Origin of the sequence: Winogradskyella sp. HB-48 (assembly GCF_049942685.1) — a bacterium.
In the GTDB taxonomy this organism is placed as follows: domain Bacteria; phylum Bacteroidota; class Bacteroidia; order Flavobacteriales; family Flavobacteriaceae; genus Winogradskyella.
In genome coordinates, this window is record NZ_CP187934.1 from 1,914,556 (window position 1) to 1,931,704 (window position 17,149).

Annotated in this window: 11 protein-coding genes and 1 tRNA gene; 7 read left to right on the forward strand and 5 right to left on the reverse strand. The window is 38.1% G+C overall.

The features are described 5' to 3' along the window. Nucleotides 1-5 precede the first annotated feature (5 nt). A complete protein-coding gene (gene folE / locus ACPX19_RS08590) occupies nt 6-683 on the reverse strand; it encodes a GTP cyclohydrolase I FolE (protein WP_426429593.1) in 678 nt (225 codons plus the stop codon). Between the two features lie 195 nt (nt 684-878). On the opposite strand from folE, the gene ACPX19_RS08595 reads away from it, so the two are divergent. Together ACPX19_RS08595 and ACPX19_RS08600 are read left to right on the forward strand one after the other, a co-directional pair. Next, entirely contained in the window at nt 879-1,340 is a 462-nt protein-coding gene (locus tag ACPX19_RS08595; RefSeq protein WP_426429594.1) for a hypothetical protein, read from the forward strand. A 13-nt stretch (nt 1,341-1,353) separates the two neighbouring features. Further along, the gene (locus ACPX19_RS08600) at nt 1,354-8,631 is read left to right on the forward strand and encodes a T9SS type B sorting domain-containing protein (RefSeq protein ID WP_426429595.1); all 7,278 of its coding nucleotides are present in this window, start codon (nt 1,354-1,356) and stop codon (nt 8,629-8,631) included. Between the two features lie 76 nt (nt 8,632-8,707). Here the strand turns inward: ACPX19_RS08600 and ACPX19_RS08605 are convergent, their stop codons facing one another. After that, complete coding sequence (locus ACPX19_RS08605) at nt 8,708-10,225, reverse strand: OmpP1/FadL family transporter (protein ID WP_426429596.1); 1,518 nt, start codon at nt 10,223-10,225, stop codon at nt 8,708-8,710. 40 nt (nt 10,226-10,265) lie between these two features. Continuing rightward, complete coding sequence (locus ACPX19_RS08610; protein ID WP_426429597.1) at nt 10,266-11,357, reverse strand: hypothetical protein; 1,092 nt, start codon at nt 11,355-11,357, stop codon at nt 10,266-10,268. A gap of 100 nt (nt 11,358-11,457) precedes the next feature. On the opposite strand from ACPX19_RS08610, the gene proS reads away from it, so the two are divergent. The 3 genes from proS to rpsT all read left to right on the forward strand — a co-directional run bounded on the left by proS (nt 11,458) and on the right by rpsT (nt 13,394). After that, complete coding sequence (gene proS / locus ACPX19_RS08615) at nt 11,458-12,936, forward strand: proline--tRNA ligase (RefSeq protein ID WP_426429598.1); 1,479 nt, start codon at nt 11,458-11,460, stop codon at nt 12,934-12,936. A 109-nt stretch (nt 12,937-13,045) separates the two neighbouring features. Further along, nucleotides 13,046-13,117: transfer RNA gene (locus ACPX19_RS08620), tRNA-Glu, on the forward strand. 25 nt (nt 13,118-13,142) lie between these two features. Further along, nucleotides 13,143-13,394, forward strand: a complete 252-nt coding sequence (rpsT, locus tag ACPX19_RS08625; RefSeq protein ID WP_426429599.1) for a 30S ribosomal protein S20 — start codon at nt 13,143-13,145, stop codon at nt 13,392-13,394. A gap of 131 nt (nt 13,395-13,525) precedes the next feature. Here rpsT and rho read toward each other — a convergent pair whose 3' ends face one another. Then, the gene (gene rho, locus ACPX19_RS08630) at nt 13,526-15,133 is read right to left on the reverse strand and encodes a transcription termination factor Rho (RefSeq protein WP_426429600.1); all 1,608 of its coding nucleotides are present in this window, start codon (nt 15,131-15,133) and stop codon (nt 13,526-13,528) included. A 216-nt stretch (nt 15,134-15,349) separates the two neighbouring features. Between rho and ACPX19_RS08635 the strand changes: the two genes are divergently transcribed. Next, a complete protein-coding gene (locus ACPX19_RS08635; protein ID WP_426429601.1) occupies nt 15,350-15,760 on the forward strand; it encodes a DUF4293 domain-containing protein in 411 nt (136 codons plus the stop codon). Nucleotides 15,761-15,823: 63 nt separating this feature from the next. Here the strand turns inward: ACPX19_RS08635 and ACPX19_RS08640 are convergent, their stop codons facing one another. After that, entirely contained in the window at nt 15,824-16,315 is a 492-nt protein-coding gene (locus tag ACPX19_RS08640; protein WP_426429602.1) for a metallophosphoesterase family protein, read from the reverse strand. Nucleotides 16,316-16,388: 73 nt separating this feature from the next. On the opposite strand from ACPX19_RS08640, the gene truA reads away from it, so the two are divergent. Then, on the forward strand, nt 16,389-17,135 hold the full coding sequence (gene truA, locus ACPX19_RS08645; RefSeq protein WP_426429603.1) for a tRNA pseudouridine(38-40) synthase TruA: 747 nt from the start codon (nt 16,389-16,391) through the stop codon (nt 17,133-17,135). Nucleotides 17,136-17,149: the final 14 nt, after the last annotated feature.

A 17,149-nucleotide genomic window follows, 5' to 3' on the forward strand; every position in this document is an offset into this window, starting at 1 on the left:
ACAAACTAAAAATGAGTCTCTAACTGAATGTAATCTAGGAATTCTCTACGCGTTTCTTTTTCTTTAAACTTTCCACCGAATTCAGACGTTACTGTGCTACTTTCAATGTCTCTTATACCACGAGAGTTTACACATAAATGTTTGGCGTCAATAACACAAGCAACATCTTCAGTATTTAACACTTTTTGAAGTTCTTTTACAATTTGTATAGTAAGACGTTCTTGTACTTGTGGACGTTTTGCATAATAATCAACAATTCTATTCATTTTAGACAACCCTACCACTGTACCATTAGAAATATAAGCCACATGAGCTTTTCCTACTATTGGTAATAAGTGATGCTCGCAAGTAGAATAGACCGTGATATTTTTTTCTACAAGCATCTCTCCATACTTATATTTATTTTCAAAAGTAGAAGCACTTGGCTTTTTATTAGGGTCTAAACCGCCAAAAATTTCGTTTACGAACATTTTTGCTACACGGTTTGGGGTACCACGTAGGCTATCATCATTAAGATCAAGGCCTAAGGTTTCCATAATGTGCTTTACATCATCTTTAATGATATCAATTTTCTCTTCTTTTGATAATTCAAAAGCATCATCCCTCATAGGAGTATCACTCGACGAGCCAATGTGATTGTCACCTAAAGCATCTATATCGTTAAAATCGTTGTCGATTTTCATAGTTAAATAATTATTAATCAATCTCTAAAAAGAAGTTGCAAAGATAAGTAATAAAAATAGGATGATAAAGGTAGGAGTTTTACAATTATGCTTGTTATATACTTAAAACCGTTAAAATGTTAATATCATTGACGAATTAACAAAGGTTTTTATAAAATTTTCTTAATTTTCCAAACTTTAAAATAAGGTTAAGCTATGAAAAAAATTCTTACAATTTTCATTTTAATACTTTTGCCGCTTTGTTCATTTGGGCAAGAGAAAAGTAATAAAGTTCCGTTAAAAGTTATTGAGTTTAAAGACAATGTAGATTTACCATTAACAGCTAAAGAGAGGCTTCAGATTGATGAAGTTTATGGTGAATATGCAGAAAAATATATTTACAGTAATGCTTTCCGATTAAAGAGTATAAAGGATATATTAAGAAACAGAGTGGTTATTGAATATATCACTAAAGAAAGTGATAAAAAAGACTGCCAGAAATTATCGGAAATTCCACTCTTGGATAGTTTTGTTTCGGATTTAGAAGGCGATAAGACCTTTGACCCAAAGAACTTTAATCCTCTGAAGTATAATTTCGCTTTTCATTCTAAAGGAGATACAGTCTATCAGGTAGATAATACTAATTATTTCATAACCATTAAGTCTCAATATCATTAAAAATTTTACAAAAATGAAGTATTTATTAACTTTAATAACAGTAGTATTTTCATCGATATTGACGGCTCAAGATGTTAATATGCAAAATGGTACAGTCAGTCAGTGTGGTGGAATTTTCTACGATTCTGGAGGTGAATTTGGGAATTATGGAAATGATGAAAGTTTTGTCATAACGATTTGCCCAGAAAATGCAGGGCAAAGAGTGCAACTAGATTTTACGGAGTTTAACACGCAGTTAAACGCAGATGTAATGACAATTTATAATGGAGACTCAACAGCTGCAGATGCTTTTGGTACATTTTCAGGAGTTGCTTCACCGGGTTTAGTTGCTGCCACTGAAGAAAATACAGGCGGTTGCTTAACCATTGAATTTGTTTCTAATGGTTCCGCTAATGGAAGTGGTTGGGCAGCAAATATTTCATGTCGTACACCATGTCAGGTTATTACCTCTCAAATAGACTCATCTACACCTGCACCAAATGGTGATGGCTATATAAGAGTATGTCCTAATGAAGAAATTACTTTAAACGGTAGTGGTAATTTTCAAGTGGATGGAACTGGTGCAACGTATGAGTGGGATTTAGGAGACGGTAATACACTTACAGGTCAAACAGCAGTTTTTTCTTATCCTAATCCTGGTGTATATATAGTAAATTTAAATATTAGAGATGCTAATACATCAATAGATCCAGAGGGTTGCCCTAATACTAACCTTATTAATCAAGTCATTCAGGTAGCCACTGAACCAGACTTTACAGGTACTGGTGCTGCTGAAACTACAATTTGTTATGGTGAAAGCACAGATATAACAGGAGTTGTCAACTCTGTTCCATTTATAAACGATTGTACACCACCTGTTAGTGGTACAACATTTTTACCAGATGGCTCAGGAGCACAGTACGAAACTTGTATCACTGTAGATTGTTTTGATTCTGCACAGACATTAACTGATCCAAATCAATTAATAGAAGTCTGTGTTAATATAGAGCATTCCTATTCTGGAGATTTAGATATCTTTATTCAAAGTCCAAACGGACAGGAAGTTAGATTGTTTGATCAAGCTGGTGGTGGTACCTACTTCGGTGGTGCTAACGATGACAACTCTAATACTCCTGGTACTGGTGAGCAATATTGTTTTTCTATGAGTGCTTCAGTATTATTAGCGAATGCACCAACTGAAATTAACGGTACAAACCCTCCAAACAACTCATGGGTACCAGGTACTTATCTGCCTTTTGAAAGTTTTAATGGTTTAGTGGGAAGCCCTTTGAATGGGGATTGGTGTATTAGAGTTGTAGATAACTTATCGATTGATAATGGCTATATTTTTGAATGGTTTTTAAATTTCGATCCTAATATTCAACCACCAGAATTGTCATTTACTCCAGTTATTACATCAGAGGTATGGGATGCAGACCCTACAATTACTAACACAAATGGAAATATTATTACTGTGACTCCACCTGATGCAGGACAATACTGTTATACCTACAGAGCTGTGGACGACTTTGGTTGTGAGTATACAGAACAAGTATGTATAGATGTATTACCAGAAATAGTAACAGAGGCACCAAACAATTTATTTATTTGTGATACAGGTGTTCCACCATATATATTCGATTTAGAAACTAATACTGCAGTTGTTCTAGCTAGCGCTACCAATGTAGCAGATTTGGTAATTACATACCATAATTCATTAGCAGATGCTGATGCAGATGTTAGTGCTATTACAGGCTTGAATAATTATTCGGGTACAGATGGGGAGGCTATTTATATAAGAGTTGAATATTTAGATTCTGGTTGTTATGAAGTTTTACCATTTACATTAAATGTAGCCGGTCAACCAGATATTAATCCAGTTTTAGATATGGAAGTTTGTGATGATGGATTAAATGATGGTATTGAATTATTTAATCTAGAATCTCAAACTTTGGGGATTTTAGGACCTCAGGCTATTACTGACTTCAATGTGACTTATCATTTAAGTGCTAGTGACGCCGATATGGGTATAAATTCTTTAGCAAGTCCTTATCCAAATACCATTAGTAATCCAGAAGAAATTTTTGTAAGAATAGAAAGTGTTGGGGATTCATCATGTTATAATGCATCGGTAAATCCAGAATTTCTTTTAATTGTTAACTCTAGAGATAACCCGTCGTTTGATGTCACACCAACTTGTGATGGTGCAACGGTATTAATTACAGGAAATACAGGTGGTACTTTTAATTTTAACCCGGCACCAACAGATACAGCTGTCATTAACCCTTTAACCGGTGAAGTCACAGGTGGAACTTCTGGTACCACATACACTATAGAATATACTACATCTGGTATTTGCCCATCAACTAATATGCAATCGTTTAATGTAATAGATGAGGATGATCCTTCATTTACAATAACACCAACTTGTGATGGTGGTATAACCACTATTACAGGGGATGTAGGCGGGACATTTAGTTTTGACGTTCCACCAATGGACACGGCTGTTATTGACCCTAATACAGGGGAAGTCACAAATGCCACTCCTGGTGCTTCATACGGAATTGTGTATATGACTTCTGGAGCTTGTCCATCTTCAAGTACACAAACTTTAAATGTTTTAGCTTTAGATAATCCTAGCTTTACCCTTACGGCATCTTGCGATGGAGGAACAGCTACAATAACAGGAGATATAGGTGGTGTTTTTAATTTTAATCCTGCACCTACTGATACTGCCGTTATAGACATTAATACAGGAACAATTACAAATGGTGTTTCTGGGACAACCTATTTTGTTGAATATACTACAGCAGGAGATTGTCCTCAATCATCCATAGAATCTGTAACGGTCTTAGATGCTGATGATGCTTCATTTACAGTGACTCCGACATGTGATGGCGGAACAGTAACAATTACTGGAACTCTAGGTGGAATTTTTAGCTTTGATACACCGCCAACAGATACTGCTGTGATTGATCCAAATACGGGCATAGTGACAAATGGTACATCAGGTGCTACCTACGGAATTGCGTACACAACTTCTGGTGTTTGTTCAGAGACACAGACAGTTTCGTTTAATGTACTTCCTATTGATGATGCAACATTCACAGTGAATCCCACTTGTGATGGGGGTATACCAACTGTAACTGGAACTCTGGGAGGAACATTTACTTTTAATATTCCACCTACAGATACAGCTGTTATTGATATAAATACAGGTGTAGTCTCAAATGGTACACCAGATGAAACCTACACTATTGAGTACCTAACTTCTGGAGCGTGTCCAAATAGTAGTATTGTAGAGTTTACAGCGCATCCTTTACCATCACTGATAGCCCCGACCCCTTTGGAGGTATGCGATGATGGCACACCAGATGGATTAACGTCGATAGACATCAGCATCAAGAACATAGAGATCAGCGGCAACAACCCGGGCTATTCGGTGAGCTATTACCTGAACCAGTCCGATGCCGATGCAGAGGTGAACCCGCTGGCCATACCGTACACCAATATCAGCAACCCACAGACCATTTTCGTACGCGTAGAGGACACCACAACGGGCTGTTACGATACGACGACCTTGGATCTTGTAGTAGAGCAGGCGCCAGTAGCCAACACACCGGCACCGCTGCGCTATTGTGATCCGGACAACGATGGGTTTGGGATATTTACCCTTACCGATGCGGACAATGAGATCACGGGAGGGATAGCAGGCCTAACGGTAACCTATCACGAAACTTTTGCCAATGCGGATAATGGTGTAGATGCCATAGATACCACTGTAGACTACAACAATATCGTAGTAAACGCACAGACCCTATATGCACGCGTGGAGAGTGCCACTATTGCCACGGACTGTGCGACCATAGTGGAGCTACAGCTTATCGTAGAGCCAACGCCGCAGATCATAGAACCGACACCATTGGAAGAATGCGACGATGCCTCGGCCGATGGTTTTGCACTGTTCGATCTCACGAGCAAGGCACCTGAAATACTGAACGGTCTGGATGCGATGCAGTACACGGTAAGTTATTACGAGAGCCAGGCCAATGCAGAGCTTGGCAACAACCCGATAGCGAACCCAACGGGCTATACCAATACCACGGCCAATACCCAGATCATTTGGGTACGTGTGGAAGACACCAATACGGTGGAAGGCTGTTACAAGATCACAAGTCTGGAACTGATCGTCAACCCATTGCCGGTATTGGTACAGCCAATGCCATTGGAGCTTTGTGACGTCGACAATCCAGGGGACGAGCAGGAAGCCTTCACCTTGGAAGATGCCAATGCAGAGATACTGAACGGGCAGACCGGGATCACACTGACGTACTACGAGACCCAAATGGATGCGGACAATGCAACGAACCCGATAGCGAGCCCATATGTCAATACGATGAACGCCCAAACAATCTATGTAAGGGCGGAGAACGACGTCACGGGTTGCTACAGTACCATAACGGTGACCTTGAGGGTAGATCCGATCCCATCGCCAGAACCGGATCCGGACCCAATAGAAGTCTGTGATGATGACAATGATGGCTTTGCGGAGTTCGATTTGGAGATCCGTACGTTAGAGATTACCAATGGAGAGCCAAACGTGGTGATTACCTACCACGAGACACAGGAAGAAGCCGAACAGGGCACCAATGCCATTACGGGACTGTACACCAATATTGTAGCGAACAGCCAAATGATCTATGTACGTTCCGAGAGTACCGTTACGGGCTGTTACAGTTTGACACAGAACACGTTGGAACTGATCGTGGTGCCATCGCCGGAAGTACCAACGGACCTAGAGCCATTGGCGATCTGTGATGACAACGATGATGGCATAGCACAGTTTGACCTGACGCAGCGCGATACCGATATCTTAGGGGGGCAAGACCCAACAGAAGTAACATTAACCTACCATGTTACGGCAGTAGATGCGCAGACGGGGAACAACCCGATCATCAATGTAGGGAACTACACCAACACCATGAACCCTCAGACCGTTTACGTAAGGTTGTACAACCCGACCACGGGCTGTCAGGATACTGGCGAGTTCGAGATCCAGGTACAGTTACCGCCAGAGCCGGTACAACCAACGCCATTGGAGCTGTGCGATGATCTGGGTGAGGTACCAGGGGACGAGATGACGGTGTTCGACTTAACGGTCAAGGACTCTGAAATAACAGGAGGCAATGCAAGTTGGTCGGTAGCGTACTATGAAACCAATGCCGATGCACAGGCACAGACGAATGTCATCGCCGACCCAACACAGTATACCAACACTTCCGTAAACGGTCTTCCGGCCAACCCACAGACTTTGTACGTTGTGGTAACGGATACGGATACGGGCTGTGTGGCCTATACGACGATGACCATAAGGGTATTGCCAAACCCTACACCGACACCAAGTGATCAATTACCGGATCTGGAACTGTGCGATGATATCAATACAGGAGATGGGGTAGAGGTGTTCGATCTAACAGAGAACGAAGTGCTGATCATAAACGGTGAGGCCGGAGTGACAGCGACGTACCACGAAACACCGGAAGACGCAGACTCAGGTGATAATGCGATAGCAGACCCAACGCAGTATACCAATGCAGATACACCGGAACAGGAGATCTATGTAAGGGTGACCAATGACGTAACAGGCTGTTATGCCGTTGTCAACTTTACGATACGCGTCTATCCATTACCGGAAGTAGTTGCAGTAACGGACTTTATACAGTGTGAGCTGAACACTGACGGATTTGACAGTTTTGACCTGACCAGCAAGGATGAGGAAGTCTTAAACGGACAAGACCCAGCACGTTATATCGTAACCTACCATGAGACCTTGGCAGACGCAGAAGCAGGTATGAACGCACTTGTAAGCCCATACACCAATATTACAAACCCACAAGAGATCTATGTAACGATAACGGATAACGTAACGGGCTGTTCCATCAGTACGCAGCGCTTTGACCTTCAGGTAGACGAAGCGGCACAGGCCAATCCGGATATGATGGATATTGTCTATGAAGCCTGTGATGATAATATAGAGACCGACGGAGATCCAAGTGACGACAGCACCCAGTTTACCTTGTCCACACAGGATGGGTTTGTACTGGACGGGCAAGACCCGGCCAATTATATCGTTACGTACTTCGCTACGGAAGAAGATGCAAATCTCAACGTTAACCCACTGCCAGACCTTTATGAGAACGTGGTAAACCCACAGGTCATCTATGCAAGAGTAGATAACAATGCCTTAGCGGTAATACCTATCGCATTAGATTTAACTGCATTGACTGCAGGATTGGATCTAGATGCCAATGGAACTGTAGATACCTATGACACGGATGCAGACGGAGTATTCGATTTGATAGACGTCGATGGGGACGGCCTATCGGATGGCATCGATGCCAATGCCGATGGTCTGTATGAGTTTGTGGACATAGATGGGGACGGAAACGGAGACCCAGTGGACCTTAACAATGACGGAATATTCGATAACCAGCAGGACGGTTCCATCTGTTACGAAGTCGCACCATTGACCCTTCAGGTCAATCCAAGACCGAACTTTGACCTAGCTGAGAGCTACATTTTGTGTGTGGATACCAACGGCACCGAAATCCTGGACCCATTGGTGTTGGATACTGGATTGTCGGATACCGATTACAGTTTTGTATGGACCTTTAACGGAGAGGTTATTGCAGCCGAGACCGGTTCGAGCATGATGCCGGGCCAAGGGGGTACCTATGGTGTCACGGTAACGGATATCAGTACCTCTACGGTAACCAATTGTGAGACTTACGATGAGACCGTAGTAGTGGAAAGTGCACCGCCGACGTTAGTGGCCGAAGTGGTAACACAAGTTTTTGGCAATAACAACGTTATAGAAGCATTGGCTACCGGAATAGGTGAGTACGAGTACAGCCTTGACGGAGGCCCATGGGTGGATGCACTGGAAGATGGCTCGGTACGGTTTACTGGGGTGTCGCAAGGATTGCATACGGTAACGGCCAGGGACAGGAACGGTTGTGGCATCACGACCCAGGAGGTGTTCGTGATCGATTATCCGAAGTACTTTACGCCGAACGGTGACGGGATACACGAGACGTGGAACATAGAGGGCATTGGAAGTAGCGCCAAAATTTATATATTTGACCGCTACGGGAAGCTGCTCAAGCAGATCAGCCCGGAAGGCCAGGGATGGGACGGGACGTTCAACGGCAACAACATGCCGTCTAGCGACTACTGGTTCACGGTAGAGTACGAAGAGCCCCTTACCAACCAGATTAAAGAGTTCAAAGCCCATTTTACCTTGAGGCGTTAAGTTAATATTTAAAGTAAAAAAAAAGCCTGAATAATTTTGTTCAGGCTTTTTTTGTCTTTTTGATTATGTTTTACAATTAAATTTTAAATCCTAGAGTCAAAATTACATCTGTAAATTTAGATTGAAATTCTGCCGAATCGGTAAGCCCAACATTATAAAGCTGGTAATTTGTATCACGCTCAGCTTGACTAAAAGCTAGATCGAGATTTAGATTTCCAAAATTATAACCAAGACCTAATGAATACCCTGTTAAATCTCCAAAGAAAGAATCATCTTTATATGGACTTTCTTCAAAACGATAACCTCCTCTAAAACTTAATTGTTTATATCTGTATTCTCCACCAATTCTATAAGAATTTGCTGTATCTAATGAGCTATTAATGTTATTATTTAAAGCTGAGAAAAACATATCTGAAGTTGGTCTAAATTTTGCACCACTATAATCTTTGATTGTATAATCAAAACTTATTAATCCCTGTTTTCCAAAAACGTATGCTAAACTTCCTGTAAGTTTTGAAGGTGTTTGCAATCTATATTCAGGGAATATATTAATAACGTTAGGACTTACAATAGTGTTCCCAGCAATAGTGCTTGTTGTAGCTAAATATTGAGATGTTTCTTCAGATATTCTGTACCAAGTAGGTGAGTTATAAGATAATCCAACTCTAAATTCTTCGGTAACTTTTGCTATTCCACCTAATTGAAATGAAAAACCGCTTCCTGTTGTTAGAAGATTATTTTCAAAATCAACATTAGTTATGGTAGAGTTCGTATTTGAATTGGTCTCATTCAAAAATGTACTTCTTTCATAATTAATAAAATGTGCGTTAAGATTAATTCCTAAGAATATCTTGTCTTCATAACTTGTAGCAAAATTAAAAGCTAACTTTCCATTATAGCCTCTACTGGCATAATAATACTCTTGACTAAAATTATTCCCGTTAAGATCTATATTAGAGGTGTATGCAGTATTTTCATCAGTATTTTCTATAGGGTCTAAAATAAATCCTTCATAGCCTAAAAACGCTTGCTGGTTTTCAAATCCATAAAAAGATCCTATTTCGGAATATGCTTGTGATATTGTTTCACCAGAAAAAGCAGAAATCTCATCTAGTCGCTTTCCTTGAGCATTAAGAAGAAAATAGCTTCCTATAGAATTATTAGGGTTGATACCTATTGCTGCCCAGTCGTCATCAAAGTCTGCAGATCTATCGTAAGTAGCACCTAATGTAAATTTTTTCCAAGGTGAATTTTCGTCTCTGTTTACAAAAACAAAAGTTGCACCTAACTGATTTAAATCGAAATTAGTATTTGAAGAATTTGTAAATCCATTAAAGTAATTGATATCATCATTTTTACTAAAAACACCTATAGAAACAGAAGCGTTGCTATTATTAAAAATGGCTGATCCCGCTGGGTTGATATTTACGGCAGACATATCTCCACCAAGCGCACCAAATGCACCGCTCATTGCTCTAAAACGAGCTGTTCCTTGAATTTCGTCCATAGAATAGCGGACAGCATCTGATACATCTTGTGCTAAAATACAAGATGAACTCGCTATGCCTATGCAAAGCATAAGTAATTTTTTCATAAGTTATTTTTTTAATTAAAAGAAAGGGGTTAAATGCTAATTATCCTCTACCTCGTCTACTACTGCTACTACCACCAGATCTTGATCCGCTACTAGAAGACCTTGAACTACCAGATGAACGCATACTACCAGAAGATCTAGATGATGAACTTCCCGAAGATCTTACTGAGCCAGAAGATCTTGTACTTCTTGTAGATCTTATAGAACCAGATGATGATCTATTGCTTCTCGTGGAGCTTACAGTACCTGAAGATCTACTCGTACCAGGTCTGGTAATTCTACTGTTAGATGTCGAAGAAGAATTTCTTATAGTACCATTTCTTGATGTACGGACTGCAGAATTTGATCGACTTACATTAGAACGTATCGCACTACGAGATAATCTATTTGTAGAATAATCTCTTCTTGATAATGCCGATGTACTTCTGTTTACACGGTTTAAATAATTGTTACTTAGTAAAGAACCTCTTCTTCCTGCATTGAACGCATAAGTATTACTTCTGTAATAGCCGTTCCAGCCCCAATTGTTCAAGCCGTAGCCCCAGCCAGGACCCCAACCCCAATTATTCCATCCATATCCCCAGCCAGCATTCCAGCCCCAGTTATTCCAACCAAAGCCCCAACCAGCGTTCCAACCCCAGTTGTTCCAGCCCCAGCTATTCCAACCCCAAGGTCGTCCCCAACCCCAGTTATTCCAGCCCCAGCCCCAACCAGCATTCCAAAGCCATGGGTCATTCCAGCCATACCAACCATTATCTATAATATTAATGGTTATACTTTCATTATTTTGTCCCCAACCACCATACACAGATCTTTTTTCAATTGTGTCTTGTGCTCTTTCAAAGTAATTACCTTCATAGGAATCTATGTCTGTAAAAATTTCGCTATTTTCCATAGCTGCGTCTATTTGCGCAGCATTTTCAGCAAAATAGTTTTTATAATAGTCAGAATCGTTTGTAGATGTCGTTGCCACAGGTTGTTCAACATCAGCAGTATCATAATCTTGAGATGAGTAAATACCGTCATTATCATAGCCTACATATTGAAAAGAACCACATGAAGTTAACACGGCCATTAAACCGATTGCAACAAAAAATGGCAATTTGTGTTTTGTAATGGTTTTAAATTGCATATCTCTTATATTTTATTGTTGAACATAGCAAAAATAGTTAGTTTTGTGCAACTATTTTTTTATTTAACATAGGTGCAATATTTGTGCCAAAACATCGAAAATGAGTAAAAATCTTACTACTAGAGCTGAAGATTATTCAAAATGGTACAATGAATTAGTTGTCAAAGCCGATTTAGCTGAAAATTCAGCCGTAAGAGGTTGCATGGTCATTAAGCCATATGGTTATGCAATTTGGGAAAAAATGCAGGCAGAACTAGATAGAATGTTCAAAGAAACAGGACATCAAAATGCTTATTTTCCTCTTTTTGTTCCAAAAAGTTTGTTTGAAGCTGAAGAGAAAAATGCTGAAGGTTTTGCCAAAGAGTGTGCTGTAGTAACACATTACAGATTACAGTCTGATCCTGATAATGAAGGTAAACTCCGAGTGGATCCTAATGCCAAGCTAGAAGAAGAGCTTGTAGTAAGACCAACTAGTGAGGCCATCATTTGGAATACCTATAAGGGGTGGATTCAAAGTTATAGAGATTTACCAATTTTAGTAAATCAATGGGCCAATGTTGTACGATGGGAAATGAGAACACGATTATTTCTTAGAACAGCGGAGTTTTTATGGCAAGAAGGACATACTGCGCATGCAACTAAGGAAGAGGCAATTGCAGAGACCGTGCAAATGAATAATGTATACGCTCAATTTGCCGAGAATTTTATGGCAATACCAGTAATACAAGGTGTAAAAACTGAAAGCGAACGCTTTGCTGGAGCAGAAGATACCTACTGTATAGAGGCTTTAATGCAAGATGGGAAGGCTTTACAGGCAGGAACATCCCATTTTTTGGGGCAGAATTTTGCGGAAGCATTTGATGTAAAATTCACAAATAAAGAAGGAAAGCTAGATTATGTTTGGGCAACATCTTGGGGTGTTTCTACGCGACTTATGGGGGCTTTGATCATGACCCATAGTGATGATAAAGGATTGGTCTTGCCACCAAATTTGGCACCTTATCAAGTAGTTATTGTCCCTATTTATAAGAATGATGAGCAGTTTGACGCTATTAAAAAAGTAGCGGAGCAAATAATAAGTGATTTAAGTAAATTAAATATTAGAGTGAAATTTGATGGTAGAGATACTTTAAGACCTGGTGCCAAATTTGCACAGCACGAGTTACAAGGTGTTCCACTAAGAATAGCTATTGGTCCTAAAGATCTTGAAAACAAAACAGTAGAATTAGTGCGTAGAGATACTTTTTCGAAAGAGACTGTGATTCTTGATAAAATTAATAACATAGTAGAAAATTTGCTGAAGGAAATCCAAGAGAGTTTATTTAATAAGGCATTAGATTTTAGAGATTCTCATATTACTGAGGTCAATGATTTTGAAGAGTTTAAAAAAGTATTAGAAACCAAAACAGGATTTATTTCTGCCCATTGGGATGGTACAGCAGAAACGGAGCAAAAAATAAAAGAGCTAACAAAAGCAACAATTAGATGTATACCTTTAAACAACAAAAAAGAAGAGGGAAAGTGTGTGCTCACAGGTAATCCATCTCATCAAAGAGTGCTTTTTGCAAAGGCTTATTAAAAATTTTTCAAAAAAAATAAATTAGTTGTTGCAACATTTAAAAATAGTTGTATTTTTGCATCCGCAATGGAAACATTGGATGTTCATTAAAGAACAACAATAACCAAATGGCCCGTTCGTCTATCGGCTAGGACGCCAGGTTTTCATCCTGGTAAGAGGGGTTCGATTCCCCTACGGGCTACAATTTTTAATTAGAAAAAAATAAAATGGCAAATCATAAGTCAGCTTTAAAAAGAATTAGAAGCAGCGAAAAGAAAAGAGTGCTTAACAGATACCAGCACAAGACTACTCGTAATGCTATTAAAAAATTACGTGAGTTAACTGATGCTAAAGAAGCAGAAAAATTGTTGCCTTCTGTAATCAGCATGATTGATAAGTTAGCTAAGAAGAATATTATTCATTCTAATAAAGCTGGTAATTTAAAATCTCAATTAACTAAACACGTTGCTGCGATCTAATCGTAGAAACTACTAAGATATTCAATAAGCTTCCAGAAATGGGAGCTTTTTTTTGCTCATTATTAAAGTGTATAATTAAAAAAGCCTCAGAATATATCCAAGGCTCTTTTAATTAAATAAGAAGATTTTCTTTACCCATTCATAGAGATTAAGAACTCTTCGTTGTTTCTTGTTTGCTTGAATCTATCGATAATAAATTCCATCGCTTCAACAGGATTCATATCTGCGAGATACTTACGCATCACCCACATCCTTTGAATTGTATTGTCGTCTAATAATAGATCATCTCTTCTTGTACTTGAAGATGTCAGGTCTATCGCTGGGAAAATACGACGGTTAGAAATCTTACGATCTAACTGTAATTCCATATTACCAGTACCTTTAAATTCTTCAAAGATAACTTCATCCATTTTAGAACCTGTTTCTGTTAAAGCCGTTGCTATGATGGTTAATGAGCCACCATTTTCAATATTACGAGCCGCACCAAAGAAACGTTTTGGTTTATGTAAGGCGTTAGCATCAACACCACCAGACAAAATTTTACCAGAAGCAGGTTGTACTGTATTGTATGCTCTCGCCAAACGTGTAATAGAGTCAAGAAGTATAACAACATCATGTCCACATTCTACAAGGCGTTTTGCTTTTTCTAAAACTATATCAGCAATCTTGACATGCTCATGAGCTTCTTTGTCAAAAGTAGAAGCAATTACTTCTCCACGCACATTACGCTGCATATCTGTAACTTCTTCAGGTCTTTCATCGATAAGAAGAATCATTTGATATACTTCAGGATGATTAGCCGCAATGGCATTAGCAACATCCTTTAGTAACATAGTTTTACCAGTCTTAGGTTGAGATACAATCATACCACGCTGACCTTTTCCTATTGGAGAAAACAAATCCATGATTCTTGTAGAAATAGTGCTTTGCTTTTCTGCTATGTTGAATTTTTCTTTAGGGAAAAGAGGTGTTAAGTGCTCAAAAGCCACACGGTCTCTAACAACATTAGGATCTTGACCATTAATTTTACTTACTTTGATAAGAGGGAAATATTTTTCTCCTTCTTTTGGTGGCCTAACATGTCCTAATACTGTATCTCCCTTTTTAAGTCCAAATAATCTTATCTGAGATTGCGATACATAAATATCATCAGGTGAAGTTAAATAGTTATAATCTGATGATCTTAAGAAACCATAACCATCTTGCATAATATCTAATACACCTTCACTCTCAATAATAGCATCAAACTCAAAATCTGGCTCACGGTAACGGTTTCTGTTATCCTTGTTGCCATTATTTTTCTGATTGTTATTATTGCTATTTCGGTTTTGTCTATTATCGTTTTTCTGATTGTTGTTAGAGCGTCTATTGTCGTCTTTGCGATCATTGGATTTACTGTCTTGACGCTGCTGACTTTGCTTGTCGTTATTAGACTTTTGTTCTTGAGGTTTAGAATCCTCTTTTTTATCTGAAAAATCTAAAGATTTTTGATCGTTATTTTCTTTTGGATTTCTCTGTACTCTTTCCCTTCTTTGTTGAGGCTTATTATGTTTTTGCTCTGGTTTAGAGTCTGTTTCAACCTTAGACTTTACAGCATCAGGATTAGCGGCTTGGTGATCTAAAATTTGATACACTAAGTCTAACTTTTTCATTGTGCGATACTTAGGTACATTAAGTTGTTTAGCTATATCCTGTAGCTCAGGAAGCTTTTTAGCTTTTAACTGTGAAATTTCAAACATTCGTATGTTGTATAATGTATTACAATTTGATATTATTAATTCAATATTTTCTAAATGAAATAAAAAGAAAAAAAGTGAAATTAATTTGGAAGATAGAATGATGCAACTCAGTATATTGCCACATTCTATTGCAATAATACAATTTTATTTTAAAACAAATTCTATCTTTTTAAAAAATAAACTACTAATTTTGCCGAGCAAATTTTAATTGAAGATATGATTCAACGCATACAAACACTTTATTTATTGTTATCTGTTGTTATTTCTGCAGGACTAATATTTGTGTTTCATCTGTGGACTAATACAGAAGATGTGAAAGTTTTTGCTACAGATGATTATTTATATTTAGGCTTGTTTTTAGCATCTGCTTTATTATCTTTAATTTCGATTTTTAGTTTTAAAAATAGAAAGTCTCAATTTGTTATGGGACGAGTTAATATAATATTAAACTTTATTTTACTAGGAATCTTTGTATATCAATCTCTAAATGTATCTGGAGAAGCGAATGTTTCTGAGAAAGGTATTGGGATTCTTCTTCCTATTTTTTCTATTGTGTGTTTAGTCTTGGCAAACAAGGCTATTAAAAAGGATGAAGATCTCGTAAAATCTGTAGATAGATTGCGATAGAACCTAAAATCTTAGTAGTATTAGTGCGAAAAACCCAGACGCTGCCGTCTGGGTTTTTCATTTTTATCTATCAAATTCTATAACTTCTAAATCCCTTATCTGTTTACCATCAATCTTAAAGCGTAGCATTGTTCTTTTTTGATGAAATCCATGTTTGCCAACAGCACCAGGATTCATATGAAGCAGGTTTAATTTTTTATCTGGTATTACCTTAAGTATGTGTGAGTGGCCACAGATAAATAAGTCTGGTGGATTATTTTTAAGTGCCTCTCTAATACGACTATTATATTTGGGTGGATAACCACCTATATGTGTTACCCAAACATCAATGTCTTCACACATAAAGCGTAAGTTCAAAGGGAATTCGGTTCTTGCTTTGGTGTCATCAATGTTACCGTAAACAGCCTTTAGTGGCTTATGTTTTTTTATTTCATCGGTAACTGATGAATCTCCAATATCACCAGCATGCCAAACTTCATCAGCTTGTTTTACATATTTGATGATGTTCTCATCAATATAACTGTGAGTGTCCGATAAGAGGAGTATCTTTTGCATTAAGATAATATTGTGATTTTAACTATTGATTCTATGTATCTTTGTGACTTTAAAAGCAAAAATAGCCAATCTTTTGAGATATTTTTTAGAGTTATCATATAATGGTAAAGCCTATCATGGTTGGCAAAATCAGCCAAATGCTATTTCGGTGCAAGAAGCTTTAGAAAAAGCACTTAGTACCATGTTGAAAGATAATATAGAAATTGTTGGTGCCGGTAGAACAGATGCAGGTGTGCATGCTTCGCAAATGTTTGCTCATTTTGATTTTGAAGGACAATTTAAATCAGAAGATTTAACTTACAAGCTAAACTCCTTTTTACCTAAGGACATAGCAATACATTCTGTTTTTAAAGTTTTACCCGAAGCGCATGCAAGATTTGATGCAATTAGTAGGACTTATCATTATAAAGTTTCTACTATAAAAAATGTGTTTGATTATGATTTTGCATATCAAATGCATTTGCCTTTAAATATTGAAGATATGAATGAAGCTTGTAAAATCTTATTTCAGTATAAGGATTTTCAATGCTTCTCTAAAAGTAATACTGATGTAAAAACGTATAATTGTGATATAAAAGAAGCGTTTTGGACCAAAAATGAAAATGAACTTTTATTCATAATTAAAGCCAATCGTTTCTTGAGAAATATGGTAAGAGCCATTGTAGGCACTATGATAAATATTGGTTTAGGAAAATTAAAACCTGAGGATTTGCATCAGATAATAGCATCAAAAGACAGAAGTGAGGCAGGTTTTTCAGTTCCGGCACATGGATTATATTTGGTAAATATTGAATATCCAGATACAATAAAATTGAATTAAAATAGATACTGAAA

Coding starts and splice junctions, on each gene's coding strand:
- ACPX19_RS08600 (WP_426429595.1), top strand. CDS start 1,354: ATGAAGTATTTATTAACTTTAATAACAGTAGTATTTTCATCGATATTG.
- folE (WP_426429593.1), bottom strand. CDS start 683: ATGAAAATCGACAACGATTTTAACGATATAGATGCTTTAGGTGACAAT.
- rho (WP_426429600.1), bottom strand. CDS start 15,133: ATGTTTGAAATTTCACAGTTAAAAGCTAAAAAGCTTCCTGAGCTACAG.
- rpsT (WP_426429599.1), top strand. CDS start 13,143: ATGGCAAATCATAAGTCAGCTTTAAAAAGAATTAGAAGCAGCGAAAAG.
- ACPX19_RS08635 (WP_426429601.1), top strand. CDS start 15,350: ATGATTCAACGCATACAAACACTTTATTTATTGTTATCTGTTGTTATT.
- ACPX19_RS08640 (WP_426429602.1), bottom strand. CDS start 16,315: ATGCAAAAGATACTCCTCTTATCGGACACTCACAGTTATATTGATGAG.
- ACPX19_RS08605 (WP_426429596.1), bottom strand. CDS start 10,225: ATGAAAAAATTACTTATGCTTTGCATAGGCATAGCGAGTTCATCTTGT.
- ACPX19_RS08610 (WP_426429597.1), bottom strand. CDS start 11,357: ATGCAATTTAAAACCATTACAAAACACAAATTGCCATTTTTTGTTGCA.
- ACPX19_RS08595 (WP_426429594.1), top strand. CDS start 879: ATGAAAAAAATTCTTACAATTTTCATTTTAATACTTTTGCCGCTTTGT.
- proS (WP_426429598.1), top strand. CDS start 11,458: ATGAGTAAAAATCTTACTACTAGAGCTGAAGATTATTCAAAATGGTAC.